20 protein-coding genes and 1 pseudogene are annotated in these 23,463 nt (G+C 71.1%); 13 read left to right on the top strand and 8 right to left on the bottom strand.

What is annotated here, in order from left to right; all coding sequences use genetic code 11:
* Positions 1-33: 33 nt before the first annotated feature.
* The 3 genes from B1L11_RS19035 to B1L11_RS19025 are packed head-to-tail and all read right to left on the bottom strand — an operon-like array spanning position 34 to position 3,337.
* The gene (locus tag B1L11_RS19035) at positions 34-1,155 is read right to left on the bottom strand and encodes a hypothetical protein (protein WP_079315735.1); all 1,122 of its coding nucleotides are present in this window, start codon (positions 1,153-1,155) and stop codon (positions 34-36) included.
* Positions 1,152-2,426, bottom strand: a complete 1,275-nt coding sequence (locus B1L11_RS19030; RefSeq protein ID WP_079315734.1) for a glucarate dehydratase family protein — start codon at positions 2,424-2,426, stop codon at positions 1,152-1,154. The genes B1L11_RS19035 and B1L11_RS19030 overlap by 4 nt, the downstream gene beginning before the upstream one ends.
* A gap of 8 nt (positions 2,427-2,434) precedes the next feature.
* Positions 2,435-3,337 carry a 5-dehydro-4-deoxyglucarate dehydratase gene (locus B1L11_RS19025; protein WP_079315733.1) on the bottom strand — a complete coding sequence of 301 codons (903 nt, stop codon included), beginning with the start codon at positions 3,335-3,337 and terminating at the stop codon, positions 2,435-2,437.
* Between the two features lie 418 nt (positions 3,338-3,755).
* On the opposite strand from B1L11_RS19025, the gene B1L11_RS19020 reads away from it, so the two are divergent.
* Together B1L11_RS19020 and B1L11_RS19015 are read left to right on the top strand one after the other, a co-directional pair.
* Positions 3,756-4,559 carry an NAD(P)-dependent oxidoreductase gene (locus B1L11_RS19020; protein WP_079315732.1) on the top strand — a complete coding sequence of 268 codons (804 nt, stop codon included), beginning with the start codon at positions 3,756-3,758 and terminating at the stop codon, positions 4,557-4,559.
* Positions 4,531-5,976, top strand: a complete 1,446-nt coding sequence (locus tag B1L11_RS19015) for an aldehyde dehydrogenase (NADP(+)) (protein ID WP_079315731.1) — start codon at positions 4,531-4,533, stop codon at positions 5,974-5,976. Before B1L11_RS19020 ends, B1L11_RS19015 begins: the two co-directional genes overlap by 29 nt.
* Before the next feature lie 54 nt (positions 5,977-6,030).
* On the opposite strand, the gene B1L11_RS19010 is transcribed toward B1L11_RS19015, so the two are convergent.
* Positions 6,031-6,663, bottom strand: coding sequence for a TetR/AcrR family transcriptional regulator (locus tag B1L11_RS19010; protein ID WP_079315730.1), 633 nt, complete (start codon positions 6,661-6,663; stop codon positions 6,031-6,033).
* 165 nt (positions 6,664-6,828) lie between these two features.
* On the opposite strand from B1L11_RS19010, the pseudogene B1L11_RS19005 reads away from it, so the two are divergent.
* The 3 genes and pseudogenes from B1L11_RS19005 to B1L11_RS19000 form a co-directional block, all read left to right on the top strand.
* Positions 6,829-8,226: pseudogene (locus B1L11_RS19005) on the top strand (FAD-dependent oxidoreductase); the annotation flags it as partial.
* Complete coding sequence (locus B1L11_RS54935) at positions 8,214-8,447, top strand: hypothetical protein (protein WP_372974698.1); 234 nt, start codon at positions 8,214-8,216, stop codon at positions 8,445-8,447. The pseudogene B1L11_RS19005 and the gene B1L11_RS54935, both read left to right, overlap by 13 nt.
* A 63-nt stretch (positions 8,448-8,510) precedes the next feature.
* Positions 8,511-8,924, top strand: a complete 414-nt coding sequence (locus B1L11_RS19000; RefSeq protein WP_179155216.1) for an ester cyclase — start codon at positions 8,511-8,513, stop codon at positions 8,922-8,924.
* 49 nt (positions 8,925-8,973) lie between these two features.
* Here the strand turns inward: B1L11_RS19000 and B1L11_RS18995 are convergent, their stop codons facing one another.
* Positions 8,974-9,912: a polysaccharide lyase family 1 protein gene (locus tag B1L11_RS18995; protein ID WP_256862687.1), complete on the bottom strand. Its 939-nt coding sequence runs from the start codon at positions 9,910-9,912 to the stop codon at positions 8,974-8,976.
* Between the two features lie 97 nt (positions 9,913-10,009).
* Between B1L11_RS18995 and B1L11_RS51200 the strand changes: the two genes are divergently transcribed.
* The gene (locus B1L11_RS51200; RefSeq protein ID WP_256862686.1) at positions 10,010-10,276 is read left to right on the top strand and encodes a hypothetical protein; all 267 of its coding nucleotides are present in this window, start codon (positions 10,010-10,012) and stop codon (positions 10,274-10,276) included.
* A 72-nt stretch (positions 10,277-10,348) separates the two neighbouring features.
* Here the strand turns inward: B1L11_RS51200 and B1L11_RS18990 are convergent, their stop codons facing one another.
* On the bottom strand, positions 10,349-11,266 hold the full coding sequence (locus tag B1L11_RS18990) for a 5-dehydro-4-deoxyglucarate dehydratase (RefSeq protein WP_079315727.1): 918 nt from the start codon (positions 11,264-11,266) through the stop codon (positions 10,349-10,351).
* A 246-nt stretch (positions 11,267-11,512) separates the two neighbouring features.
* Here B1L11_RS18990 and B1L11_RS18985 point away from each other — a divergent pair, with 246 nt between their 5' ends.
* The 6 genes from B1L11_RS18985 (at position 11,513) to B1L11_RS18960 (ending at position 18,950) form a co-directional block, all read left to right on the top strand.
* On the top strand, positions 11,513-12,370 hold the full coding sequence (locus B1L11_RS18985; protein ID WP_079315770.1) for a carbohydrate ABC transporter permease: 858 nt from the start codon (positions 11,513-11,515) through the stop codon (positions 12,368-12,370).
* Between the two features lie 19 nt (positions 12,371-12,389).
* Positions 12,390-13,268 carry a carbohydrate ABC transporter permease gene (locus B1L11_RS18980; protein ID WP_143737373.1) on the top strand — a complete coding sequence of 293 codons (879 nt, stop codon included), beginning with the start codon at positions 12,390-12,392 and terminating at the stop codon, positions 13,266-13,268.
* Positions 13,269-13,301: 33 nt separating this feature from the next.
* Positions 13,302-14,591 carry a sugar ABC transporter substrate-binding protein gene (locus tag B1L11_RS18975; protein ID WP_143737372.1) on the top strand — a complete coding sequence of 430 codons (1,290 nt, stop codon included), beginning with the start codon at positions 13,302-13,304 and terminating at the stop codon, positions 14,589-14,591.
* A 92-nt stretch (positions 14,592-14,683) separates the two neighbouring features.
* On the top strand, positions 14,684-15,847 hold the full coding sequence (locus B1L11_RS18970) for an enolase C-terminal domain-like protein (RefSeq protein ID WP_079315767.1): 1,164 nt from the start codon (positions 14,684-14,686) through the stop codon (positions 15,845-15,847).
* 29 nt (positions 15,848-15,876) lie between these two features.
* Positions 15,877-16,650 (top strand): IclR family transcriptional regulator, encoded by a 774-nt coding sequence (locus B1L11_RS18965; RefSeq protein WP_079315726.1) that lies wholly within the window; start codon positions 15,877-15,879, stop codon positions 16,648-16,650.
* A 131-nt stretch (positions 16,651-16,781) separates the two neighbouring features.
* The gene (locus B1L11_RS18960) at positions 16,782-18,950 is read left to right on the top strand and encodes a molybdopterin-dependent oxidoreductase (RefSeq protein WP_079315725.1); all 2,169 of its coding nucleotides are present in this window, start codon (positions 16,782-16,784) and stop codon (positions 18,948-18,950) included.
* Between the two features lie 13 nt (positions 18,951-18,963).
* Here the strand turns inward: B1L11_RS18960 and B1L11_RS18955 are convergent, their stop codons facing one another.
* Both B1L11_RS18955 and B1L11_RS18950 read right to left on the bottom strand, forming a co-directional pair.
* Positions 18,964-22,080 (bottom strand): BTAD domain-containing putative transcriptional regulator, encoded by a 3,117-nt coding sequence (locus tag B1L11_RS18955; protein WP_079315724.1) that lies wholly within the window; start codon positions 22,078-22,080, stop codon positions 18,964-18,966.
* A gap of 477 nt (positions 22,081-22,557) precedes the next feature.
* On the bottom strand, positions 22,558-22,746 hold the full coding sequence (locus B1L11_RS18950; RefSeq protein ID WP_079315723.1) for a hypothetical protein: 189 nt from the start codon (positions 22,744-22,746) through the stop codon (positions 22,558-22,560).
* Positions 22,747-23,116: 370 nt separating this feature from the next.
* Here B1L11_RS18950 and B1L11_RS18945 point away from each other — a divergent pair, with 370 nt between their 5' ends.
* A complete protein-coding gene (locus tag B1L11_RS18945) occupies positions 23,117-23,455 on the top strand; it encodes a hydroxyisourate hydrolase (RefSeq protein ID WP_179155215.1) in 339 nt (112 codons plus the stop codon).
* Positions 23,456-23,463: the final 8 nt, after the last annotated feature.

The following is a 23,463-nucleotide window of genomic DNA, read 5'->3' as shown; positions in this document are numbered from 1 at the left end:
GCCCTGCGCGGCCCTGTGCGAGAGCGGTGCGGCTCAGCGGCCGACGGCCTCCGCGATCGCCTTCAGCCGGGCGGCGGAGGCGAGGCCGCCGTGATACCAGTGGATCTCGGCGGCGCCGGCCGCCGTGTAGGCGTCGGCCAGGAACGACAGCGCCCCGCCGTCCGCCGGACGCGGGGGCAGGGCCAGCACGTACGCGCCCACGCGGGGGCCGAGCCGGCCCAGGGCGCGCAGCCCGGCCTCGTCCACCTCGGGGGCGTTCCAGCAGTTGCCGACGAGCAGGTCCACGTCCACCCCCTCGGGCACGGTCGCGAACGGGCCGGTCGCCCACGGGTCGGCGTTGGCGTGCAGGGCGATCTTCAGGTTCGGCCGCACGGTCCTGGCCTCGGCCAGCAGCAGGTCGCGCAGTTCGCCCGCGAGACCGGTGCGCAGGTCGCGCATCGCGCCGGCCAGGTCGCCGAGCGCGTCCTCGACCGAGCCAGGCGTGCCGTCCACGCCCGCCCGCACCCGCGCGCGTATCTCGGCGACGTCCAGCCCGGCCGCCTCGTAGCGGCGTACGCAGGCCGCGCAGAAGCACAGCGACAGCAGCGCGATCTGCGCGGGCGACCAGTCCGCGCCGTCGGTCTTCTCGTGGTGGCCGCCGTGGCGGAACCCGAGCGCGCCGCACGCCTCGAGGATCAGCGCGTCGGGGTCGCCCACCTCGACGACCTCGTGGACCAGCGTGCGGCAGTAGTCGCGCACGTCGGCCGCCGCCGGGCACAGCGCGTACGGGTAGATCTCGCCGAAGGCGTTGGTGACGACCAGGTCGGGGTTGGCCGAGCCGAGCAGCGTGTTGTGGGTCAGCACGGTCCACGCCTGGACCGGCAGGCCGGCGGCGCGCAGGGCGTCCCTGGCCTCCCCGAACGGGTCGGCGCAGTCCATCCACGACGGCGTTCCCGGCACGAGCCGGTTGCCCTTCCACGCCTCCTCGCGTACGGGCACGTAGCAGGCCGCGTGCCGCGCCTCGACCAGCCGGTGGGCCGGATGGGCGGGGGTCGCGGCGCGGGTGGTGTGGTAGGACGCGGCGAGCGCCACGGCGTCGACGCCGAGCGCCTTGAGGCGTGCGGCGGCGCCGGGGTCGCCGACGATGTCCCAGGGGTAGGCGTAGATGACGTTCACCAGCGTGGCCTCCGTGCGGAGAAGGACGGGTCGACGGACCTCATGTACGTCGTGTCGTCGCGGGAGCGGACCCCGCACTTCTCATACTGCTCGTTCATGATTGCGAGGGCGTCGCGGTCGAGTTCCACTCCGAGCCCCGGGCCGTCGGGCACCGGGACCGCGCCGTCCACGAACCGCAGCGCGCCTTCACCGCCCGAAGATGGCGCGACCACGTCCTGGCCGTCCTGCCAGGGCGTGTGGGTGTCGCAGGCGTGCGTGACCGCCGGGGTGGCGGCGGCCAGGTGGGTCATCGCGGCGAGGCTGATGCCGAGGTGGGAGTTGGAGTGCATGGACAGCTCGATGCCGAAGGTCTCGCACAGCGTGGCGATGTGCGCCGAGCGCACCAGACCACCCCAGTAGTGGTGGTCGGTGAGCAGCACGCCGATGGCTCCCTGCCGTACGGCCGGCGGGATGTGCTCGGGGGTGACGACGCACATGTTCGTGGCGAGCGGCATCGGCACCTCAGCGGCGACCCGCGCCATGTTCTCGATGCCCTCGGTCGGGTCCTCCAGGTATTCGAGCACGCCGTCGAGCTCGCGGCCCACCCGGATCGAGGTCTCCACGCTCCAGACGGCGTTGGGGTCGAGGCGCAGCGGATGCTCCGGGAAGGCCTCGTGCAGCGCGCGGATCGCCTCGACCTCCTGCTCGGGCGGGAACACGCCGCCCTTGAGCTTGATCGAGCGGAAGCCGTACCGGCCTATCAGCAGGCGGGCCTGCTCGACCACCCCCTCGGGGTCGAGTGCGGCGCCGAAGCCGTCGTCCGGCGCGCCCGGATGGCCCGCCCACTTGTAGAAGAGGTAGGCGCTGTACGGCACGGCGTCGCGCACCCTGCCGCCGAGCAGGTCCACGACAGGCCGGCCGGCCGCCTTGCCGCGGATGTCCAGGCAGGCGACCTCGAAGGGAGAGAAGATCCGGTCGACGGTCTTGGCCCGCGAGGAGGTGCCGGTCAGGCCGTGCAGGTCGGTGACGACGTCGGCCCCGACGAGACCGGCCACGGTGGCGTACATCGCGTTGTGGCCGTAGACGTCGTAGCCGATCAGCGCCTCGGCGGCGGCCCGCACCCGCACGAGGTGGTCGAGGTCGCCGTAGGTCTCCCCGAGGCCGGTCAGCCCCTCGTCGGTGACGACCTCGACGACCGTGCGCAGCGCCCACGGCTCGTGGACGCCGGCGGCGTTGAGCAGCGGCGGGTCGCGGAAGGCGACCGGCGTGACGTTGATCTCGCGAATCCTCATCCGGCTCCTCATCCGACGATGTCCAGTCCGGCCGCGATCAGCTTCTCCAGCCGGGCGACGTGCTCGGGGGCCGCGTCGACCAGCGGCGGCCGCACCCGGCCCACGTCGAGGCCGCGCAGGGTGACGCCCGCTTTGACGAGCGAGACGGCGTAGCCGGGCACGAGGTCGCGCAGCTCGACCAGGGGGCGGTAGAAACCGGCGAGCAGGCGCCGGACGAGGTCGTCGTCCCCGGCGGTCACGGCCTTGTGGAAGGCCAGGGCCACCTCGGGGAGGAAGCAGAACACGGCGGAGGAGTACAGGCTCACGCCGATCCCCCGGTAGGCGGGCACGGTCATCTCGGCCGTCGGCAGCCCGTTGAAGAAGGTGAAGTCGCGGTCGGTCGCCTCCCGTACGGCGAGGACGATCCGCTGCATGGCGTCGATGTCGCCGAGGCCGTCCTTGAACCCGACGACGTTGGGGATCTTGGTCAGCGCCGCCGCGGCGGCGGCCGTGAAGCGGGCGTTGGCCCGCTGGTAGACGATGATCGGCAGGTCGGTGGCCGCCGCGACCTCGCGGACGTAGCGCACCAGCCCGTCGGCGGGCGCGCTGACCAGGTAGGGCGGCAGCAGCAGCAGGCCGTCCGCGCCCGCCTCGGCGGCCCTGCGCGCGCACTCGCGGGCGAACGGGAGCGAGCCGCCGGCGCCGGACAGGACGGGGACCCGCCCGCCGGTCGACTCGACGGCGATCCGCACCACCCGCGCGTACTCGTCGATGCCCAGCGCGTTGAACTCGCCGGTGCCGCAGGCGGCGAACACCCCACCTGCGCCCTCGGTCACCCCTCGGCTCACGTGCTTGGCCAGCACGTCCTCGGTCAGCTCACCGTCCGCGCCGAACGGTGTGACCGGAAAGAAGAGAACGCCGTCGAGCTGCATCCGCCCACTCCCTCGATGTCCACATACATGGACAAAGTTCTTCAATATGTCCACGAAGCTAGCCGGGTGATCTCGCGAAAGTCAACCTGGTCAGCCTTCGGCCGCGCCGCTGGTCAGCCTGCGCGTGAACCGCCGCCGGAAGGCCGGAAGCGCGGCGATCGACTCTGCAATTGCGTTCACTTGCTAGCAAGACCGTAAAAATTGGCAACAGTTAGGTCAAGGAGCGATCTCGGGTCAGATATGTGAACTATGCCCGTACTTGTGAACGGTTGGGGATTGCTGCGAGACTGGCGCCGTTCGGCATTGACACGGTCCGCACGTCGCGCGGACGATCACGGAGCGCCGCGCACCGGCGCGGGCACCGGATCCCCGTCACCGGGGCCGCGCCTTATTGCAGGGCCGATCCGACAGGAGGCACATGCGAATTCTCATGACCGGCGCGGCGGGCGGCGTCGGCACCCTGCTGCGACCCCGGCTGGCCAGGGAGGGGCGCGTGCTGCGCCTGCTCGACGTCGTCCCGCTGGAGGCGGGGCCGGGCGAGGAGGCGGTGACCGCCGACATCACCGACCCCGAGGCGATGGACGCGGCGATGGACGGCGTGGACGCGGTGCTGCACCTGGGCGGCCACAGCCTCGAACAGCCCTGGGCGGACATCCTGCAGGTCAACATCAACGGCACCTATGTGGTGCTGGAGGCCGCGAGGCGGGCCGGAGTGCGCCACGTCGTGCTGGCCAGCAGCAACCACGCGGTCGGGTTCTTCCCGCGCAGCGCGGGCGAGGCCCCCGACTACCTGTTCCCGCGCCCGGACACCTTCTATGGCGTGAGCAAGGTGACCAAGGAGGCGCTCGGCTCGCTCTACCACGACCGGTACGGCATCCAGGTGACCTGCCTGCGCATCGGCTCGTGCTTCGAGCAGCCCAAGGACGTGCGCATGCTGTCGACCTGGCTGTCCCCGGACGACTGCGCCCGGCTGGCCGAGGCGTCGCTGGCGGCCGACGGCTTCCACGTGGTCTGGGGCGTGTCGGCCAACACGCGCCGCTGGTGGTCGCTGGAGGAGGGCCGGGCCATCGGCTACGAGCCCAAGGACGACTCGGAGGTCTACGCCGAGAAGCTGATCGCCGAGCACGGCGAGCCCGATCTCGGCGAGCTGCCGCACTCGCTGGTCGGCGGGGCATTCTGCGGCCCCCGCTACGATGTCGAGAACCTTTCTGCGGGGGGATGAGGTGACCGACCAGGTGAACGACGCCGTCCGGTCGGCGGTCGAGCGGGCCGCCGCGGCGGGCGAGGCGTGGCGGGCGACGCCCCCGGCCGAGCGCGCCACCGTGCTCGAAGGCGTCGCCGACGCCCTGCTCAAGCACGCCGAGGAGCTGTGGCCGGCCGCCGCGGAGGAGACCCGGCTGCCGGAGGCGCGGCTGCGCGGCGAGATCGCCCGTACGGCCGCGCAGTTCCGGCTGTTCGCCGACGTCCTGCGGGACGGCGGATGGGTGGAGGCGGTGATCGACCACCCCGACCCCGGCGCCACCCCGCCGCGTCCCGACGTGCGCCGGATGAACCACCCGCTCGGCGTCGTGGCCGTCTTCGCGGCCAGCAACTTCCCCTTCGCGTTCTCGGTGGCGGGCGGCGACACGGTGTCGGCGCTCGCGGCCGGCTGCCCGGTCGTGGTCAAGGCCCACGAGGGGCATCCCCGCACCTCCGACCTGACCGCCTCCGTCGTACGGCAGGCCCTGCCCGACCCCGACCTGCTCGGGCTCGTGCACGGGTTCGAGGCGGGGGCGCCGCTGGTGCGGCACCCGCTCGTCACGGCGGTCGGCTTCACCGGCTCGCTCGCGGGCGGGAAGGCCATCCAGAAGCTGATCGACGAGCGGCCCGACCCCATCCCGTTCTACGGGGAACTGGGGAGCGTCAACCCGGTCGTCGTGCTGCCCTCGGCCGACCCCGCCGAGGTGGCCTCCGGGTTCGCGGCCTCGCTGACCCTCGGGGTGGGACAGTTCTGCACCAACCCCGGCCTGGTGTTCGTCCCGGCGGAGGGAGGGTTCGAGCAGGCCGTCGCCGAGGCGGTCGCCGCCACCAGCGGCGGGCCCATGCTGACCGACAAGATCCGCGAGGGCTACCTGCGGGCGTCCGGCCGGCTGGCCGGGCGGCTCACCGTGCTGGCCTCCGGGGGCGCGGTGGACGGCATCACCCCGCAGGTCTTCGCCGCCGACCTGGAGGCGTTCGCGGACGGGCTGCCCGAGCTGGGGGAGGAGTGCTTCGGTCCGTCGGCGATCGTCGTCCGCTACCGCGACCCCGCCGAACTGCCCGCCGTGCTGCGGCGGCTGCCGGGATCGCTGACCGCGACCGTCCACGCGGCCGGGCCACAGGAGGCCGGCGACCTCGTGCCGGTCCTGCGCGGCCTGGCCGGTCGGCTCATCTGGAACGGCTGGCCCACCGGTGTCGCCGTCTGCTGGGCGATGCATCACGGCGGCCCCTGGCCCGCCTCCACCGCCCCGGCGCACACCTCCGTCGGAGCGGCCTCGATCAGGCGCTGGACGACCCCCGTGGCGTACCAGGACTGGCCGCACGATCTGCTCCCGCCGGAGCTGCGTGACGACAACCCCCTCGGCGTGCCGCAACGTGTGGACGGCCGCCCGCGCGTCTGACGCCGCCGCGCTCGTTTCCGCGCCGCTGCCGTTCTGGGGGAGCGGCGCGGATCGCTATTCGGGATCGAGCCCGAGGAGCCGGGCGACCAGGGAGACCTGCTCGGCGTAGTGCCGGACGAACTCGGGGGAGCGGGCATCTGCTCCGCAGACGCCTTCGACGACGTGCGGCAGTGTGACGGTCGCCATCGCGGCGGCCATCAGCATGATGCTCAGGCAGGCCGGGTCCACCTCGTCCGGCAGCCGGCCCGCCGCCTGCCGGGCGTGGACCTCGTCCACGTAGCCCCGTAGCCGCTCGGAACGCGGCGCCTGGTCGGGATCGGTGCGCGGCCCCGCGTACTCCAGGCCGCTCCACGCGAGCAACCGGACACCGTCCGGGTTGTTCAACGCCTCCAGCGCGTACCGGCGGATCTGCTCGGGCAGCGGTGTGCCGGGCGACACCAGCTCGCTCTGGCGCTGCCGCCAGCGTTCCCCGAGGGCCCGGTAGAGGCCTTCCTTGCCGTCGAAGTAATACGAGATCAGCTGCTGGTTGACGCCGGCCCTGGCGGCGATCGCGCTGAGCCGGGCACCGGCGAAGCCGTGCGCGGCGAACTCGGCCGTCGCCGCGTCCAGGATGAGCCCGCGGGTGCGCTCCGGGTCGCGCCGGCGTTCCTCGGGCTTGGGAGACCGGCGGGGCTTCGGCGTGGACATGATCCAATCATAGCCCTGACAGTCACATCCGGCCGGTCAACACAATCAATCATCTGATTGACACAATTTTATGAGTGATTGATTATCGAGGAGTGTGACAGGCCCCGTCGCGGACGCGTTCGAGGTGCCGCCGCGTTCGGCGGCGCAGAAGGGAGTGCCGGAACGATGACCGGACCGTACGACCGCAGGACCGCCGTCCTCATCGTGGGAGGAGGCATCACCGGCCTGTCCGCCGCGCTCTTCCTCACGCGTCTCGGGGTCCGCCCGATCCTGGTCGAACGGCATCCGTCCACGGCGATCACGCCTCAGGCGCGCGCGTTCAACCCGCGCTCGATGGAGATCTACCGTGCCCTCGGGCTGGAGGAGGAGATCCGCGGGCGTCAGTCGATCCTGGCCGGCCTTCCGGAGATGATCGGCGCGGACACGCTGGCCGGCCGGGAGCGTTTCCGCGTGGACCTGCTCGCGCACGTCCGGCCGCCGGCGACGGTCAGTCCCACCGACTGGGCGATGATCGATCAGGACGATCTTGAGCGTATCGTGCGCAGCCATGCCGAAAGCGGCGGCGCGGACATCTGGTTCGGCACCGAACTGATCTCCCTCGACTGCGACGCCGACGGCGTGACGGCCGTCGTCCGCGACCTCGGCACCGGCGCCGAACGCCGTATCCGCGCCGATTACCTGGTCGCCGCCGATGGCCACCGCGCGGGCATACGCGGCCGGCTCGGCATCGGTGTGGACCAGCCGGGACCCGTGACCCACGTGGCGTATTTCGTCTTCGACGCCGACCTCACCGCCGCGTTGCGCGGGCGCCGGTTCCTGCTGGCCTACCTCGACCGGCCGGCGACCGGCACCGTCCTGGTGCCGCTGCGGACGTCCGGACGATGGATGCTCGGGGTGCCCCACGACCCGGAGCCAGGGGAGACCCCCGGCGACTTCTCCGAGCGGCGCTGCGTCGAGCTGGCCCGCCTCGCGACCGGGGTGGCGGACCTCGACATCACCCTCGTGCCCCCCGTGCCCGGATGGCCGTGGCAGGTCTCCCGCAGCACGATCGGCGGGTGGGTCGCGCACCGGTATCGGGCCGGGCGGGTGTTCTTCGCCGGCGACGCGGCGCACGTCGTCCCGCCCGCCGGGTCCTACGGCGCGAACACCGGCATCGCCGACGCGCAGAACCTGGCATGGAAACTCGCCGCCGTGATCGAGGGCCGGGCGGGACAGGCGCTGCTGGACACCTACGAAGCCGAGCGCCGCCCGGTCGCGCGGCTGACGCTCGAGATCGCGATGCGGCACCTCACCGGCCGGCATGGCGGCACGGGTAAGGACGTCACCGCGATCGACGACCTGAGCATGATCTTCGGATACCGGTACGACTCCGCGGCGGTCTGCGCTCGGACGCCCGGTCCGGACGCGCCGGTCGAGGACCCGCGCGCTCCCAGTGGGCGCCCAGGCCTGCGCGCGCCGCACGTGTGGCTGGAGCGGGAGGGGACGAGGCTGTCCACGCTCGACCTGTTCACCGGCGCGTTCACTCTGCTGATCGGCCCGGACGGGGCGGAATGGGCCGCGGCGGCCCGGGGCACGCCTGGCTGGACGTCCATCGGATCGGCGCCGGCCTGCGCGATCCCGAGGACCGGTTCTGCGGCGCGTACGGCATCACGAGGACCGGCGCGACCCTCGTCCGGCCTGACGGTTTCGTCGCCTGGCGCGCGGACCGCGTGTACGAGCGGCCGGAAGACGAGCTGCGGCGGGCGCTGGCCCGCCTGCTGGCTCAGGACGACCGCCCGGGATGATCGACCGGACCCCCGATAACCTGGACTCCAGGTGCGGGAATCGGGGGTCTCGCCGTTATGGACGTGGTGGACCGATATTTCAGCGCGTACAACGCCCACGATCTGGACGCGCTCATGGGGTGCTACTGCGCCAAGCCCGTCGCGGTGGGGCCGGGCGGGCCGGCGGAGGGCCGCTCGGATGTGGCGTCCTATCACACCGCGATCTGGCAGGCGTTCCCCGACGTGCACGTCACGGTGTTACAGAAGGTCGTGGACGGCGAGGCCACGGCGGTCACCGCGGTGGGGACCGGCAGGCACACCGGGCCGTTCCCGCTCACCACGGGCGATGTGCTCCAGAACACCGGGCGCTACGTCAGCGTGCGGTGCTGCTGGTTCTTCACCGTGCAGGACGGGCTGATCGTCAACCAGCAGGTCTTCTACGACCAGCTGGAGCTGTACCTCCAGCTCGGGCTGCCGCTGTCCCGCCTCGGCCCTTGAGGGTGCGCGCGGCCCCTCCGGGTCCGCAGGGGCCGCGCGCCGCCGTCCGTCAGTGGATCTCGCCGGCTCCGGCGTGCCGGGAGACCTCCCTGGGCACGGTCTCCACGAGGTCGATCCCCGTGTGCAGAGTCGGCGTCCAGCCCGCGTCGGCGCCGAGGTCGGGGTCGTTCTTCGCGTTGTAGGCGGCGATCAGGTCGACGGGCTGCTCCTTGCCGCCGACCCGCAGCAGGTTGCCCTTGGCCGTCAGCGCCGTCCCGCCCCAGTTGTAGAGCAGGTCGGCCGGGTCCACGCTCCGGCTCAGCCGGAAGTAGTTGTTCTCGGCGTAGATCTGGGACTCCACGCCCACGCCCAGCGCGTACTCGAAGGGCTCGGCGTCGGGCACCTGGTAGTAGTTGTTGTAGACGTGCACCTTGCCGAACCGCACGCGCGGCAGCCGCTGGAGGTTGCCGAAGAACTCGTTGTGGTGCACGGTGACGCTGAGCTTGCCCCGGTCGTTGGCGGGGTTGTTGGTCGAGCCGATCAGCATGGTCTTGTCGTGGTCGGAGAACCTGTTCCACGACACGGTCACGAAGTCGGACGCGCTGGTGATGTCCGCCTGCCCGTCGTGCACCTGATAGGGCCGGCCGAAGTAGACCGGCTGGTTCGAGTCGGGGTTGTCCCCGTCGGTGAACGTGTTGTGGTCGATCCAGACGTGGGTCGAACCGGTGACCGAGATGTTGTCGTAGAGGGAGTTCCAGTTGCCCTCGGCGCCGTCGGTGGGGTCCCACTGGGGAAAGCAGTCGGCCGAGTCCTCGAACCGGATGTTGCGGATGATGACGTTGTCGGCCTTGTCCACGTGCAGGTTGATGTGCCGGATGGTCGCTCCCGGCAGGCCCACGATCGTGGTGTCGGACGGCACCTTGAGCTTGATGTACTTCGTCTGCGCCGCGGCCGAGGCCGCCCGCGCGTCCTCCATCGGCCCGGACGGCTCGGTGTCGCGGCCCCACACCGCCGGGTCGTACGCCGCGAGGTAGCCGGCCAGCGTGTAGCCGCCGGTGGCGAAGTCCGCGCAGGTCTTGTCGACGTCGATGACGCCCCTGACGTAGATGATGCGGGGGCCGGGGGAGGCGAGGGCCGCGGCCAGGCCCGCGCGGTCGGTGACGACGTGGACGTTCGACGCGGGGGGCGCCGCGCCGCCGGTGGTGCCGGTGCCGGCCGAGGCCCAGCCGTCGCCCGCGGGCAGCGTCTGCCGCCCGAGATCGACCGGCTTCCTGGCCGGTGGGGTGGCGGCGGGCGGGGTGGCCGCCCCGGGCGGGGCCCGCTCCGAGCACGGGGACGGCGGCCGTCACCGCGAGGGCGGCCGACACGAGTAAGGATCTTCCGGGCATGACTGTCTCCGTTCCGCGGTCGCTCCCCCGAGACGAGTCCGTACGCGTCGCCGGCGCTCAGGCCGGGTTGGGCGACCGCTCCAGTTCTTCGAGAAGGGCGAGGCCGCGATCGATCAGCGCGGCGAGCCTGTCGAGGTGCTCGGGGCTGGGATCGGACAGCGGCCGGCGGACGGGTCCCACGTCCAGACCACGCAGGCGCACACCCGCCTTGATGAGCGAGACGGCATACCCCGGGCCCTCGCGCCGCAGGTCGACCAGGGGGCGGTAGAACCCCTCGATCAGACGGCCGGCGACGTCGTCGCGGCCGTCCCGCAGCGCCCGGTAGCAGGCGAGGGCGAGGTCGGGGAGGAAGCAGAAGACGGCGGAGGAGTAGCGGACCACACCGAGGTCCCGGTAGCCGAGCTGGGACAGCTCCGCGGTCGGCAGGCCGTTGAAGTAGAGCATGCCGGGCGGGGCGGCCTCGATGATCCGGCGCATGAGGCCGAGGTCGCCGTAGCCGTCCTTCAACCCGATGACGCCCGGGTGCCGCGCGAGCGCCGCGACCGTCTCCGGCTCGAAGACGGCGTTGTCCCGCTGGTAGAGGATGACCGGCAGCCGGGTGCCGTCCGCGATCGCCTCGTAGTGGCGGCGCAGGCCGTCCTGGCCCGCCTGCACGAGGTACGGCGGCAGCGCGAGCAGGGCCGAGGCTCCGCCGTCCTCGGCCGCCTTCGCGAACTCCAGGGCCATCGCGGTGCCGTAGCCGGTCCCGGCGACCACCGGGACGCGCCCGGCCGCCTCCTCCACCGCGGCGGCCACGCAGGCGGCGTAGTCGCGCAGGCCGAGCGAGGGGAACTCGCCGGTGCCGCAGCAGGCGAACACCGCGCCGCACCCCGCCTCGACGCCCTGCCGCACGTGCCGGCGGAACACCTCGAGGTCGAGCCGCTCCTCCTCGTCGCACGGCGTGACCGGGAAGAACAGCAGGCCGTCGAATGTCACCGGCTTCCTCCGTCATCCTTCTGAACGAGATTCATATTCGTGAACACCCGGACCGTACGGTGCGCGGCGGCGCGCGGTCAAGACGCGCGGCCCCAGAGGGTGAATGTTTCGAATAGGACACGGGTCCTTGACAGGACCGAGGCCCGAACATCACCGTTGATCCGTCCACGTTTGTGAACTACGTTCAGGAATATGTCTTGAACATGGTTCGGGAAAAGTCGCAGAGGAGATGCGCCGGTGACGACGATGCGCCGCAGGGCCGTGCCGTACCTGCTGATCTCACCGACGGTCGCGCTCATCGCCGCGTTTCTCGTCTACCCGATCGCCAGCGTCGCGTACTACAGCCTGCAGCACCGCAACCTCACCCGGCCATGGGCGGACGGCTTCGCCGGTCTCGACAACTTCCGGCGGATGCTGTTCGAGGACGAGGTCTTCTGGCACAGCCTGGGCTTCACCGCCAAATGGGTGGTGGTCGAGATCGGCCTCCAGCTGATCCTCGGGCTGGCCCTGGCCCTGATCGTCAATGAAAGTTTCATCGGCAGGGGGCTCGCCCGGTCGCTCGTCTTCTCGCCCTGGGCCGTCTCCGGGGTGCTGACGACGGGCATCTGGATCCTGCTCTACACGCCGAGCACCGGGGTGCTGCGCTTCCTCGGGCAGCCCGAGGCGGCGGTCCTCGGCAACCCCGACACGGTCTTTCCCGCCGTGGTGGTGACCGAGTTGTGGCGCGGCGTGCCGTTCTTCGCGATCCTCCTGCTCGCCGGTCTGCAGGGCATCCCGGGCGAGCTCTACGAGGCGGCGGCGGTGGACGGCGCCGGGCGGATCAGGCGCTTCCTCCATGTCACACTGCCGCACCTGCGGGACGCGATCGTGCTGGCCACGCTGCTGCGCGGGGTCTGGGAGTTCAACAACGTCGACCTGCTCTACACGCTCACCGGCGGCGGCCCGGCGCAGGTCACGACCACGCTGCCGCTGTACGTCGCGCAGCGGGCCGTCGACTCCAAGGACTTCGGGTACGGCTCGGCGCTGACGATGGCGGGCTTCGTGATCCTGCTGTTCTGCTCCATCCTCTACCTCCGGCTCAGCCGGTTCGGCGAGGAACGATGAAGAGGCGAGGGGTTTCGCAATGAGCGCCGACGTCATGATCCGCCCGCGCACACGAGCGGTGCCCGCGGGGACCCGCCGACGGAAGAGGCGCGATCCCGGCCGCGTGCTGCGGCTCTACGTCCCTCTCGGGATGTACCTGGTCTTCACCCTCGTGCCGTTCTACTGGATGCTCGTGTTCGCCCTGCGGCCGGCCGGATCGACCGACCCCGTGCCCTGGCCGATCACGTTCGAGCACTTCGAGACCGTCTGGAACGACATCGGCTACGCGGTGTTCTTCAAGAACAGCGTGATCGTCGGGGTCTGGTCGCTGCTGTTCACCACGGTCATCGCGGTCATGGGCGGGTACGCGCTGTCGCGCTACCGGTTCCGCGGCCGGGGCCTGTTCATGGTCGTGCTGCTGTGCACCCAGTTCATCCCCGGCGCGATGATGCTGATCCCGCTGTTTTCGATCTTCAAATCGCTCGGCCTGATCAACAGTCTGGCCAGCCTCATCGTCGCCGACACCGTCTTCAACCTGCCCCTGTCGATCATCCTGATGAGCGGGTTCATCTCGGCCGTGCCGTTCACGGTCGAGGAGGCCGCGATGGTCGACGGCTGCACCCGCTTCCGCGGCTTCCTCGCGATCGTGCTGCCGCAGCTGCGGCCCGGCCTGATCGCCGTGGGATCGTTCGCCTTCATCCACACGTGGAACAACTTCCTGTTCGCGCTGATGTTCGTCAGCAAGCAGGACAGCTTCACGATCCCCGTCGGGCTCAGCTACACGATCGGGGAGTACAGCGCCGACTTCGGGGCTCTCGCGGCCGGGGGCGTCGTCGCCGCCCTGCCGGTGGTCTGCGTGTTCGCAGTGGTCCAGCGCTATCTCGTGCACGGCATCAGCGCCGGCGCGGTCAAGGGATAGCAACCCCCCAGCCTGTCGTAAGCAGGAGGAACCATGAAGATGAAAGTGGCCTGGGCGGCGCTCGCCGTCCTCGCCGTCACCGCTACCGGATGTGGGTCGGACTCGGGTTCCGGTGAGGGTTCCGGTAAGACGACCATCACGTTCTGGGACAACAACGGGGGCACCCGCACCCCGATCTACCAGGAGCTCATCAAGCGGTTCGAGGCGGCCAACCCCTCGATCCACGTCGAGTACGTCGGCGTCCCGATCGCCTCCGTCCAGCAGAAGTACGACACCGCCATCGCGGGCGGGGACACTCCCGACGTCGGCGGCGTCACCACGTCGTACCTGGCCAACCTGACCGGCCAGCAGGCGCTGGAGCCGGCGGACGAGTGGCTGGCCAAGAGCTCGGTGAACGGCAAGCTGGCCACGCCGATGCTCGACTCGGTCCGCAAGACCGTGCCCGACGGCAAGCTCTACCTGGTGCCCAACACCTCCAACATGGACGTGGTGTGGTATCTGAAGGACAAGCTCCAGCAGGCGCCGAACACCTGGGACGAGTTCTTCAAGGACGCCGACGACCTGACCAAGAAGCCCGACGAGTACGGCTACACCATCCGCGGCGGCGCCGGCTCGATCTTCCAGATCCTGGCCGAGATGTACTCCTACTCGGGCGTTCCCGAGTTCTTCGACGCCTCCGGCAAGAGCACGGTCAACGACCCGAAGAACGTCGAGTTCCTCACCAAGATGGCCGGGCTGTACAAGAAGGACACCCCCGAGGCCGACGTTACCAACGACTTCCCGAAGATGGTCGCCGCGTTCGGCACCGGGAAGATCGCGATGATGCACCACAACCTGGGCTCCTACAACGACCACGTCAAGGCGCACGGCAAGGACAAGATCGGCGCCTTCGCGCTGCCGACCGGCCCCGGCGGCAAGCGGACCGTCGTCGCCAACCCCGTGGACGGCTTCGCGGTCTTCAAGAACAGCGAGCACAAGGACGCCGCCTGGAAGTTCGTGGAGTTCCTGGTCTCCCACGACAGCAACAGCTACTGGAACCAGCAGACGGGCCAGATCCCGGCCAACACCGAGGCGCAGGGCGACTCCTGGCTGCAGGGCCTGGAGCACCTGAAGACGGCCGTCGACACGCTGAACGACCCGAACACCCAGGTCGTGTCCCCGCCCTACTACCTGCCCCAGTTCTCCTCCATCACGAAGGCCGACACCGAGCCCCTCTTCCAGAAGGTGCTGCTCGGCCAGATGAAGCCCCAGGAGTTCCTCGACACCCTGGCGCAGAAGCTGACCGACGCCCAGGCCGAGTGGAAGAAGGCGACCGGCGGCTGACGATCGCCGCCGGATCCCGGGACCGGGCCGGTGCGTCCCTGACCGCGCACCGGCCCTCCGGCCCCCGCAGCACCGAGAGAGAGGAAGAGTCCATGGCGGTCGTCGAACGCGTCATCGTCACGGTCTTCACCACGGTCACCAGGTCCGTGGTGGACGGGCACGGCCACCGGCACCCCGGCCCGCCCCGGGAGGTGCGGGAGGCGCTGCTGGCCGTCACCGACAGCGACGGCGCGACCGGATACTGCCTGGCGGCGCCGGACACCGTCAGGGAGGCGGTGATCACCGGTCACATCGGGCCCGCGCTGATCGGCCAGGACAGCCTCGACCGGGAGCGGCTGTGGCACCGCGTCGCCCGCCGGCAGCGGGGCGCGCAGGGCAACCTGTCCGACCGGGCGCTCAGCGCCGCCGACCAGGCCCTGTGGGACCTCGCAGGCCGCAAGCTCGGCCTGCCGGTCTGGAAGCTCCTCGGCGGCGCCCGCTCCGAGGTGCCCGCCTACGCGAGCACGATGTGCGGCGACGACATCCCCGGCGGCCTGGCCACCCCCGAGGACTACGCCGCCTTCGCCAAGGAACTCGTCTCCCGCGGCTACCGCGGGATCAAGCTGCACACGTGGATGCCGCCCATGCCGTACGGCGTGGACCGGGACATCGAGGCGTGCGCCGCGGTCCGGGAGGCGGTCGGCCCGGACGTCGCGCTCATGCTCGACAGCAACCACTGGTACTCCCGTTCCGAGGCCCTGGCCCTCGGCAGGGCCCTCGACGAGCTGAACTTCGCGTGGTACGAGGAGCCCATGGAGGAGGCGTCGGTGCAGTCGTACCGATGGCTCGCCGACCAGCTCAGGACGCCGATCCTCGGGCCGGAGACCTCCTGGGGCAAGCACATGGCGCGGGCGGAGTGGGTGGCAGCGGGGGCCTGTGACATCCTCAGGGTCGGGGTGGTCGGCTCCGGCGGGATCATCCCGGCGATCAAGGCGGTCCACCTGGCCGAGTCGTTCGGCATGGACTGCGAGATCCACGGCAACGGCTCCGGCGCCCTGGCCGTGATCGGCGCCACGCTGTGCGGGCAGTGGTACGAGCGGGGGCTGCTGCACCCGCACTCGGACTACGACACGCCCGCCCCGCACCTGCGGTCGATCGTCGACCCGCTCGCCGACGGAAAGGTGCGGATGCCGGACACTCCCGGACTGGGGGATGATCTGGATATGGACTACATCGCCTCCCGGACGGTCGCCTCCTGGGGAACCGGCTCACAATAGGAGGCGTACAGCGGGTCAGGGAGGTACACATGGCGGAACCCGTGCCGCACGTGAAGTCGGCACTCCGGACGGTCGAGCTGCTCGACTTCTTCGCGCAGTATCCCGGACTGCACAGCCTCACCGACCTTCAGGGCAAGCTGGGCTACCCCAAGAGCAGCCTGCACGCCCTGCTGCGCACGCTGGTCGACCTCGGCTGGATCGAGACCGACGTCACCGGCACGCTCTACCGGATCGGCATGCGGGCTCTGCTGGTCGGGGCGACGTACATCGACGGCGACCCGGTGGTCCAGCTCGCGCACGACGCCCTGGACTGGCTGGCCGAGGTCACGGGGGAGACGGTGCACCTCGCCCGTCTCGACCACTTCGACATCGTCTATCTCGCCACGCGGGCCTCGCGGCACTACCTGCGGCCGTTCTCCCGGGTGGGCCGCCGCCTGCCGGCGAGCACCACGTCGCTCGGCAAGGCGATCCTGGCGAGCAGGGACGACGACGAGGTGCGCGCGATGCTGCCCGCCGAGTTGCCCTCGCTGACGGCCCACACGATCGTGGACGCCGAGGAACTGCTGGTCGACCTGCGCCGGGTGCGCAAGCAGGGCTACGCGGTGGACCGTGAGGAGAACACCGAGGGGCTGCGGTGCTTCGGCGTCGCGCTGCACATCAGCGACCCGCCGCGCGACGCCATCAGCTGCTCGGTGCCGATCCCGCGCCTCACGCCCGAGCGGGAGAAGGAGATCGCCTCCTGCCTGCTGGAGGCGCGCGAGCGCATCGAGCGCTCCGCCATGCGGCAGCGCCGCGCCTACTGACCGGCCCCTTCCGGGCGGCGTCCCCGCGGACGCCGCCCCGCACGGGGGTGCCCGGCACCGCACGCAGGAAGAAGATCCCTCCCCGAGCCCCCGGGCCATCATGAGAGGCGTCCACGATCTCGGGAGTGCCGATGAGAACCGCGCACCGGACCTGCCCCATCTGCGATGCCGTCTGCGGCCTCCGGCTCACCCTTGACGACGCCGGGCGCGTCCTCAACGTCAAGGGCGATCCGGACGACCCCTTCTCCAAGGGATATATCTGCCCGAAGGGGGCGAGTCTCGGCAAACTCGACGAGGACCCCGACCGGCTGCAGGTCCCGATGATCCGCGAGGGCGACGAGTGGCGCGAGGCCACCTGGGACGAGGCGTTCCAGGCGGTGGCCCGGGGGCTGAACGGCGTCATCGAGGCGTACGGCCGCGAGGCCGTCGCCCTGTATCTCGGCAACCCCACCTTCCACACCATGGCCGGAGCGCTGTACCGCGGCGCGCTGGCCCAGGCGCTCGGCACCCGCAACGTCTACTCCGCCAGCACCATCGACCAGATGCCCAAGCACGTCGCCTGCGGCCATATGCTCGGCGACCCGCTGGCGATCTCGGTGCCCGACCTGGACCGCACCGACTACCTGCTGATGCTGGGCGCCAACCCGGCGGTGTCCCACGGCTCCCTGTGCGCCGCCCCCGACTTCCGCGGCCGTCTCCAGGCGCTGCGCGAGCGCGGCGGGAAGCTCGTCGTCGTCGACCCCCGCCGCACCAGGACCGCCTCGATGGCGGACGAGCACCTGTTCATCAGGCCGGGTACGGACGCCTACCTGCTCTTCGGCATCGTCCACACGCTGCTCGCCGAGGACCTGACGGCGATCGACCTCCAGGTGAACGGGCTGGCGGAGCTGCGCCGGCTGGCCGAGGAGTTCTCTCCCGACGCCGTGGCGAGGGTGTGCGGCGTGCCCGCCGAGGACATCGTACGGATCGCGCGTGAGCTGGCCGCGGCCCCCACCGCCGCCGTCTACGCCCGCATCGGCACCTGCACACAGGAGTTCGGCACCGCCGCCCAGTGGCTCATCGACGTGATCAACGTCTTGACCGGCAACTTCGACCGTCCCGGCGGGGTCATGTTCGCCAAGACGGCCACACTCGAACTCGGCCGCACCCGGCAGCCGTTCGTCACCGGGCGCTGGCGCAGCCGCGTACGCGGGCTGCCGGAGGTGCTCGGCGAGCTGCCGGTGGCCACGCTCGCCGACGAGATCGAGACGCCGGGGAATGGGCAGGTCAGGGCGCTGGTGGCGGTGGCGGGCAACCCGGTGCTTTCGGCGCCGAACGGCCCCCGTCTCGACCGGGCCTTCCGGGACCTGGAGTTCATGGTCTGTGTGGACCCGTACCTGAACGAGACCACCAGGCACGCGCACGTGATCCTGCCGCCGCCGCGGATCCTGCAGATGCCGCACTACGACTTCATGCTGCTCAGCGTGACGGTCCGCAACTACGCGAGGTTCTCCCCGCCGATCCTGCCGCTGGAGCCCGGCCGCCTGTCGGAGGGCGAGATCCTGGCCCGCCTCACCCTGATCGCGTCGGGTCAGGAGGCGGACGCCGACCCCGCAGGGCTCGACGAGGCGATGATCGGCGAGCTGTTGCGAGGGGCGGTGGGGACGCCGGGCTCCCCCGTGGAGGGCAGGGACCCGGCCGAGCTGCGCGCCTCGCTGCAGGGCGGCAGCGGGCCCGAGCTGCTCCTCGACCTCCTGCTCAAGCTCGGCTCCTACGACCTGTCGCTGGCCGCGCTGCTGGCGCAGCCGCACGGCGTCGATCTCGGGGCGCTGCGCCCCCGGCTGGACGAACTGCTGTGCACCGCCTCGGGACGGGTCGAGCTCGCCCCGCCCGAGCTCGCCGCGGAGGCCGGGCGCCTCCGGGCACGGCTGGCCACGCCTCCCGCGGAGTTCGTGCTCATCGGCCGCAGGCAGCTGCGGTCCAACAACAGCTGGCTGCACAACGTGGAGCCGCTGATGGGCGGCAGCAACCGCTGCACGCTGCACGTCAACCCCGCCGACGCGGACCGGCTCGGGCTCGGCGAGCGGGCCGTGGTCCGGTCGGCCGTGGGCGAGCTGACGGTGCCCGTCGAGCCCACCGACACGATCATGCCGGGCGTCGTGAGCCTGCCGCATGGCTGGGGGCATGCCGAGACCCCGCAGCTGGTCGCGGCCAAGCACGCCGGGGTCAACGCCAACGCGTTGACGGACGAGTCGGTCGTCGACCCCCTGTCGGGAAACGCCGTGTTCAACGGCGTTCCCGTCACCGTCACGGCCTGCTGACGTCGCCCTGCGATCACCGGCCCCAGGCGCCGGCGGTCGGCAGTCCGCCGCGCGCGGGCGGCCGGGCGTGCTGGACGCGGAACAACTGCTCGCGCACCCGCTGCCCGGCCTGCTCGTCGATGCGGTCGGCGAGGTCGAGCGTGCGCGCCATGACGTCGTCGGCCTCGCTGTAGTCCCCCGTGGCGTACAGCGCGTCGCCCAGCATGATGAGCGTCTGTGCCTCGTACAACGGCATCTGCATGCCACGGAAGAGGCCGGCGGCCCTGCGCAGGTGCGTCGCGGCCTGGCCGGGCTCGCCGAGGGCGCTCGCCAGCTCGCCCAGCCCCGACAGCACGCGTGCCTCCGCCAGCCGGTGACGGGAGGCCGTCGCCAGCTTCAGCGCGTCCTGCAGCGTCTCCTCGGCCTCGACGATCTTCCCCTGGCGTAGCCGGGCGATGGCGAAGCCGTGCAGGGCCAGCGCCTCACCAATGGAGTCGCCGATGCCGCGCACCACCGTCAGCGCCTCCTCGAAGGAGCCGGCCGACAGGCCGTACTCACCCGCCTGCAGGTGCGCCTGACCCATCCGGTGCAGGACCTGGGCGGTGACCCTGCGGTCGCCCCCTGCCTTGCTCCGCGTGAGCGCCTCCGCGAGGAGCGTCTTCGCGCCGTCCAGGTCGTCGCAGTCGAGCCGCAGCTGGGCGAGGCTGTAGAGGGTGTGGGCCGCGGAGACGTGGTCCCCGGCGCTGTGGAACACCTTGAGGGCCTTCTCGTAGTTGGCCACCGCCTCCGCGAACCGCCCGTTGATTCGTTCCAGGACCGCGATGCTGCGGATCGCCAGGGCGATCCGGTGGTCGTCGCCGACCTCCTCGAACAGCCGGACCGCTGCCTCCAGCTCCTGCCGCGCCTCGTCGAACCGCTGCTCGCTGAAGGACAGCGAGCCGATGGTGTACAGCATCTCGGCCTCGCCGCGCCGGTCCCCGGCCTGCCGCGCCGCATCGAGCGCGATCTCGTGAGTCTCCCGCCAGTCGTCCAGGTAGACCCGCGACTCGAAGAAGGCCGCGGCGTTGGCGGCGAGCCGCCAGCACAGCTCCACGAAGCCCGCCTGCGCCGCCTGACGGATGCCGGAGACGAGCAGGTAGCGCTCGCGTTCGAACCACGGCATCGGATCGGCGACGAGTTGCTCGATCACCCGGTCGGGCAGCGTCCCGGGGAACGTGCCCTCGTCGCTGGCGAGCACGTCGGCGCCGAACTCCCGGGACCGGGCCGCACACGTCAGGGCGAGCAGCGAGCCGAGCACCCGCGACAGCGCGGCCTTGCGCTCCGCCGGAGGCTCCTCGGCGGCCAGGCGCTCGCGCGCGAACACCCGGATGAGGTCGTGGATCTGATACTGCGTGTGCGGGCCGCGGCCCACGAGGACCTCGACGAGGTGAGCGTCCGCGAGGTCGTCCAGCAGGTCCTGCGCCTCGGTGAGCGGCCGGTCCAGCAGGGCCGCGCCGGTCCAGACCGAGAAGATGCGGGAGTCGAGGACCGCCAGGCGCCGCAGCAGCCGCCGCGCCTCCTCACTGATGCCTTCGTAGGTGAGCGAGAGGCTGGCGCGGATGCCCATCTCGCCGTGCATCAGCTCGTCGAGCCGGCGCGTCTCGTCACGCAGCCGCTCGACCAGCTGCTCGACGCTCCAGTGCGGACGGGCCGCCAGCCGGGCGCCCGCGATGCGCAGCGCGAGGGGCAGGTGGCCGCACAGCTCGGCGAGCGCCTCGGCGGCCTCCCTTTCCGCCTCCACCCGTTCCGCGCCCGCGACCTGCGCGAGCAGGTCCACCGACTGGTTCACGTCGAAGAGGTCGACGTCGACGTGCATCGCCCCCGCGAGCCCCACCAGGCGGCTCCGGCTGCTGACGATGACGGCGGAGGCGGGATTGCCGGGCAGCAGCGGCAGGACCTGGCTCTCGTTGCTCACGTCGTCCAGCACGATGAGCATCCTGCGGTCCGCCAGCAGCGAGCGGTACGTCTCCGCGCGCTCCTCCAGGCCCTCGGGCAGCGAGCTGCCGGGCACGCCCAGCGCTCGCAGGAACCGTTCGAGGACCTGCATCGGGCTGACCGGGCGGGAGATGCCGCCGTGCAAGTCGGCGAAGAGCTGCCCGTCGGGATAGACGTCGGCGACGCTGTGCGCGGCGTGGACCGCGATGGTGGTCTTGCCGATGCCCGCCCTTCCGGAGATCGCCACGATCGGCACGGCGAAGCGCGCGGCTCCGTCGGGGACCTTCGTCAGCCGCTGCCTGATGTCCTCGAGCTGCCTGTTGCGGCCGATGAAGTCGGCGATGCCGGCGGGCAGCATGCCGGGGACGACGGGCGGGGCGGCGGGCGGCGGGGGCGGTTCGGCGGCGACGCGAACGCTCTCGCGCGGCGGGTTCAGGCTCTCGTCGGCCGTGAGTATCGCGTGCTCGAGCTGCTGTAGCCGCTCGTTGGGCTCGATGCCCAGCTCGTCGATCATCGTGCGCCGGGCGTCGCGGTACACCTGCAGTGCCTCCGCCTGCCGGCCCGAGCGGTACAGCGCCGTCATGAACTGGCCGAGGAGGCGTTCGCGGAGCGGGTGCTCCTCCACGAGCCTGCGCAGCTCGCTCACCACCTCGTGGTGCCGGCCGAGGTCCAGTTCGAGCTGGATGCAGTCCTCGTTCGCCGTGAGTCTCTCCTCGTCGAGCCAGCTCGCGGCGGACTGCACCACCCTGCTCTCGATGCCCTCCAGTGCGGGTCCGCGCCAGAGCGCGAGCGCCTCGCGGTAATACCGGACGGCCTCCTCCAGGCCCCGGTTGTCGCGGGCCTGCCGGGCCTTGAGCACCAGGTTCTCGAAGCGGTGCGCGTCGATCCGCTCGCTGTCGGCCCGGAAGGCGTACCCCTGCGCGCGGGTGACGATCATCTGCTCGTGGCCGTAGCCGCCGAACAGGCGTCGCAGCGACGAGATGCAGATCTGCACCTGGGCCCGGGAGGTCGCGGGTGGGTCGTCCCCGTAGATGGCTTCCATGAGCCGGTGGACCGCCACCGGCCGGTTGGCCTCCAGAAGCAGGACAGCCAGGACCGTGTGTTGCCGGACGCCTCCGAGATCGAGACGTTGCCCGTCCACGGTTACTTCGAGCGCTCCCAGTAGGCGAAAGTCCACCTACGTCTCCTTTGAAACTGCTCAAACCGTGTACAGCGCGGACATAATTCCTCGCGCTGTGCAAAGTGTAGAATAGAGGACCTTCAGCGTAAGGTCGTTCTCGTGCTACGGCAGTTTACGGACCATTTCGTCGAGGGGGCAGCAACTGCCAGCCTGACTACGGTGTGGCGAGATCATCCCCGTAATAGAGCATAGTCGCCCGCCTGTCCTGTATTGGCATTGTTGTCAGGGATCGTACAGCCAGACGCCGCCGCTGGCTAGGTGGGATCGCCGTCCGGCAGGTGAATTCGACCCGCCGGGGGTAGCGATGACTCATATCCCAGCCCGCTGGCGAGTTCGCCGGCAGAAGGGGTCCGAGAGTGGTTTGCGCTGGTAATCCGCATTGTGTCTGGTCGGCTGTAAAGCCGGGAGCGGCCGGAGACACGTGGGTCTCCGGCCGCTCCCCGGCGGTGTGCCGGTCAGGCCGGCCCGCCGAAATCAGTCCCAGGGGTTGACGTAGGTGGGGCTCGGCGAGGGCGAGGGGGCCGAGGCGGTGCCGGCGCCGGTGTCCGCGTAGGCGGTGGTGGCCGGCCCGGCCAGTGCGGCGCTGGCTACGGAAGCGGCGGCCGAGAGAGCGATGAAGACGGTGACGGCGACTCGCTTGATGGTGCTGGGCTTGGCGGCCACTGGATTCTACCTCCACCTGTCGCGGCGCTCCGGGCGCCGATCGGCTGACGGGACCGACGTTCGGGGACGCCGCCATCGGCGCCTTATCGCCGCGCTTCCGGGACACCATCAGCGCAGGTCAAGCGGGAACGGAGGGGGCCTCGCGCCGCTTGGGCGCGGTCCTCGGGGGCCGGCGCCCGACGGCGGTCCCGCGTCCGGCGAGAACCGAGGGATGCGGAGGCGATAGCCGGGTGATGCCACGTCGATAGAGATGGGCGGCATTGTGATGACCAGCCCGGGCGGTGCCTGCGAAAAGGCGGCGACGCCCGGGCGGACCAGGAGAAGACGGCGCGAGCCGGGCCGGCAGGAGCCCGGGATTGTGTGGCATGAGATGGGCATTGCACTGCAGGTGCTGGACGGCTTGTACGGCCGACCGGCCGCGGGTGTCCGGGTGCGGCTTGAGCGCATTGAGAACGGCCTCTGGTATGCGGAGGTCAAGGCGGAGACCGACCACGAGGGACGGGTCGAGGAATGGCGCGCCCGCAGGTTCGAGCGGGGACTGCACCGCATCGTCTTCGAGAGCGACTCCTACTTCGTCGGCCTCGGGCTCGCCGCGGCCTATCCGGAGATCTCCACGATGTTCCGGATGCACGACGAGACCGATGCGTACCAGGTGCAGGTCCTTCTCTCGCCGTTCTCCTACTCCGTCTATTTCGGCTCGCTCAGCTGAGGTGTGAG

The organism is Microbispora sp. GKU 823 (assembly GCF_002027145.1).
GTDB lineage: Bacteria > Actinomycetota > Actinomycetes > Streptosporangiales > Streptosporangiaceae > Microbispora > Microbispora siamensis.
The sequence above is the reverse complement of the archived record's forward strand: the minus strand, read 5'-3'. Positions and strand labels throughout refer to the sequence as shown.

Coding starts and splice junctions, on each gene's coding strand:
- B1L11_RS19030 (WP_079315734.1), bottom strand. CDS start 2,426: ATGAGGATTCGCGAGATCAACGTCACGCCGGTCGCCTTCCGCGACCCG.
- B1L11_RS19025 (WP_079315733.1), bottom strand. CDS start 3,337: ATGCAGCTCGACGGCGTTCTCTTCTTTCCGGTCACACCGTTCGGCGCG.
- B1L11_RS19020 (WP_079315732.1), top strand. CDS start 3,756: ATGCGAATTCTCATGACCGGCGCGGCGGGCGGCGTCGGCACCCTGCTG.
- B1L11_RS19015 (WP_079315731.1), top strand. CDS start 4,531: ATGTCGAGAACCTTTCTGCGGGGGGATGAGGTGACCGACCAGGTGAAC.
- B1L11_RS19010 (WP_079315730.1), bottom strand. CDS start 6,663: ATGTCCACGCCGAAGCCCCGCCGGTCTCCCAAGCCCGAGGAACGCCGG.
- B1L11_RS54935 (WP_372974698.1), top strand. CDS start 8,214: ATGGGCCGCGGCGGCCCGGGGCACGCCTGGCTGGACGTCCATCGGATC.
- B1L11_RS51200 (WP_256862686.1), top strand. CDS start 10,010: ATGATGCGGGGGCCGGGGGAGGCGAGGGCCGCGGCCAGGCCCGCGCGG.
- B1L11_RS18985 (WP_079315770.1), top strand. CDS start 11,513: ATGCGCCGCAGGGCCGTGCCGTACCTGCTGATCTCACCGACGGTCGCG.
- B1L11_RS18980 (WP_143737373.1), top strand. CDS start 12,390: ATGAGCGCCGACGTCATGATCCGCCCGCGCACACGAGCGGTGCCCGCG.
- B1L11_RS18975 (WP_143737372.1), top strand. CDS start 13,302: ATGAAGATGAAAGTGGCCTGGGCGGCGCTCGCCGTCCTCGCCGTCACC.
- B1L11_RS18970 (WP_079315767.1), top strand. CDS start 14,684: ATGGCGGTCGTCGAACGCGTCATCGTCACGGTCTTCACCACGGTCACC.
- B1L11_RS18965 (WP_079315726.1), top strand. CDS start 15,877: ATGGCGGAACCCGTGCCGCACGTGAAGTCGGCACTCCGGACGGTCGAG.
- B1L11_RS18960 (WP_079315725.1), top strand. CDS start 16,782: ATGAGAACCGCGCACCGGACCTGCCCCATCTGCGATGCCGTCTGCGGC.
- B1L11_RS18945 (WP_179155215.1), top strand. CDS start 23,117: ATGGGCATTGCACTGCAGGTGCTGGACGGCTTGTACGGCCGACCGGCC.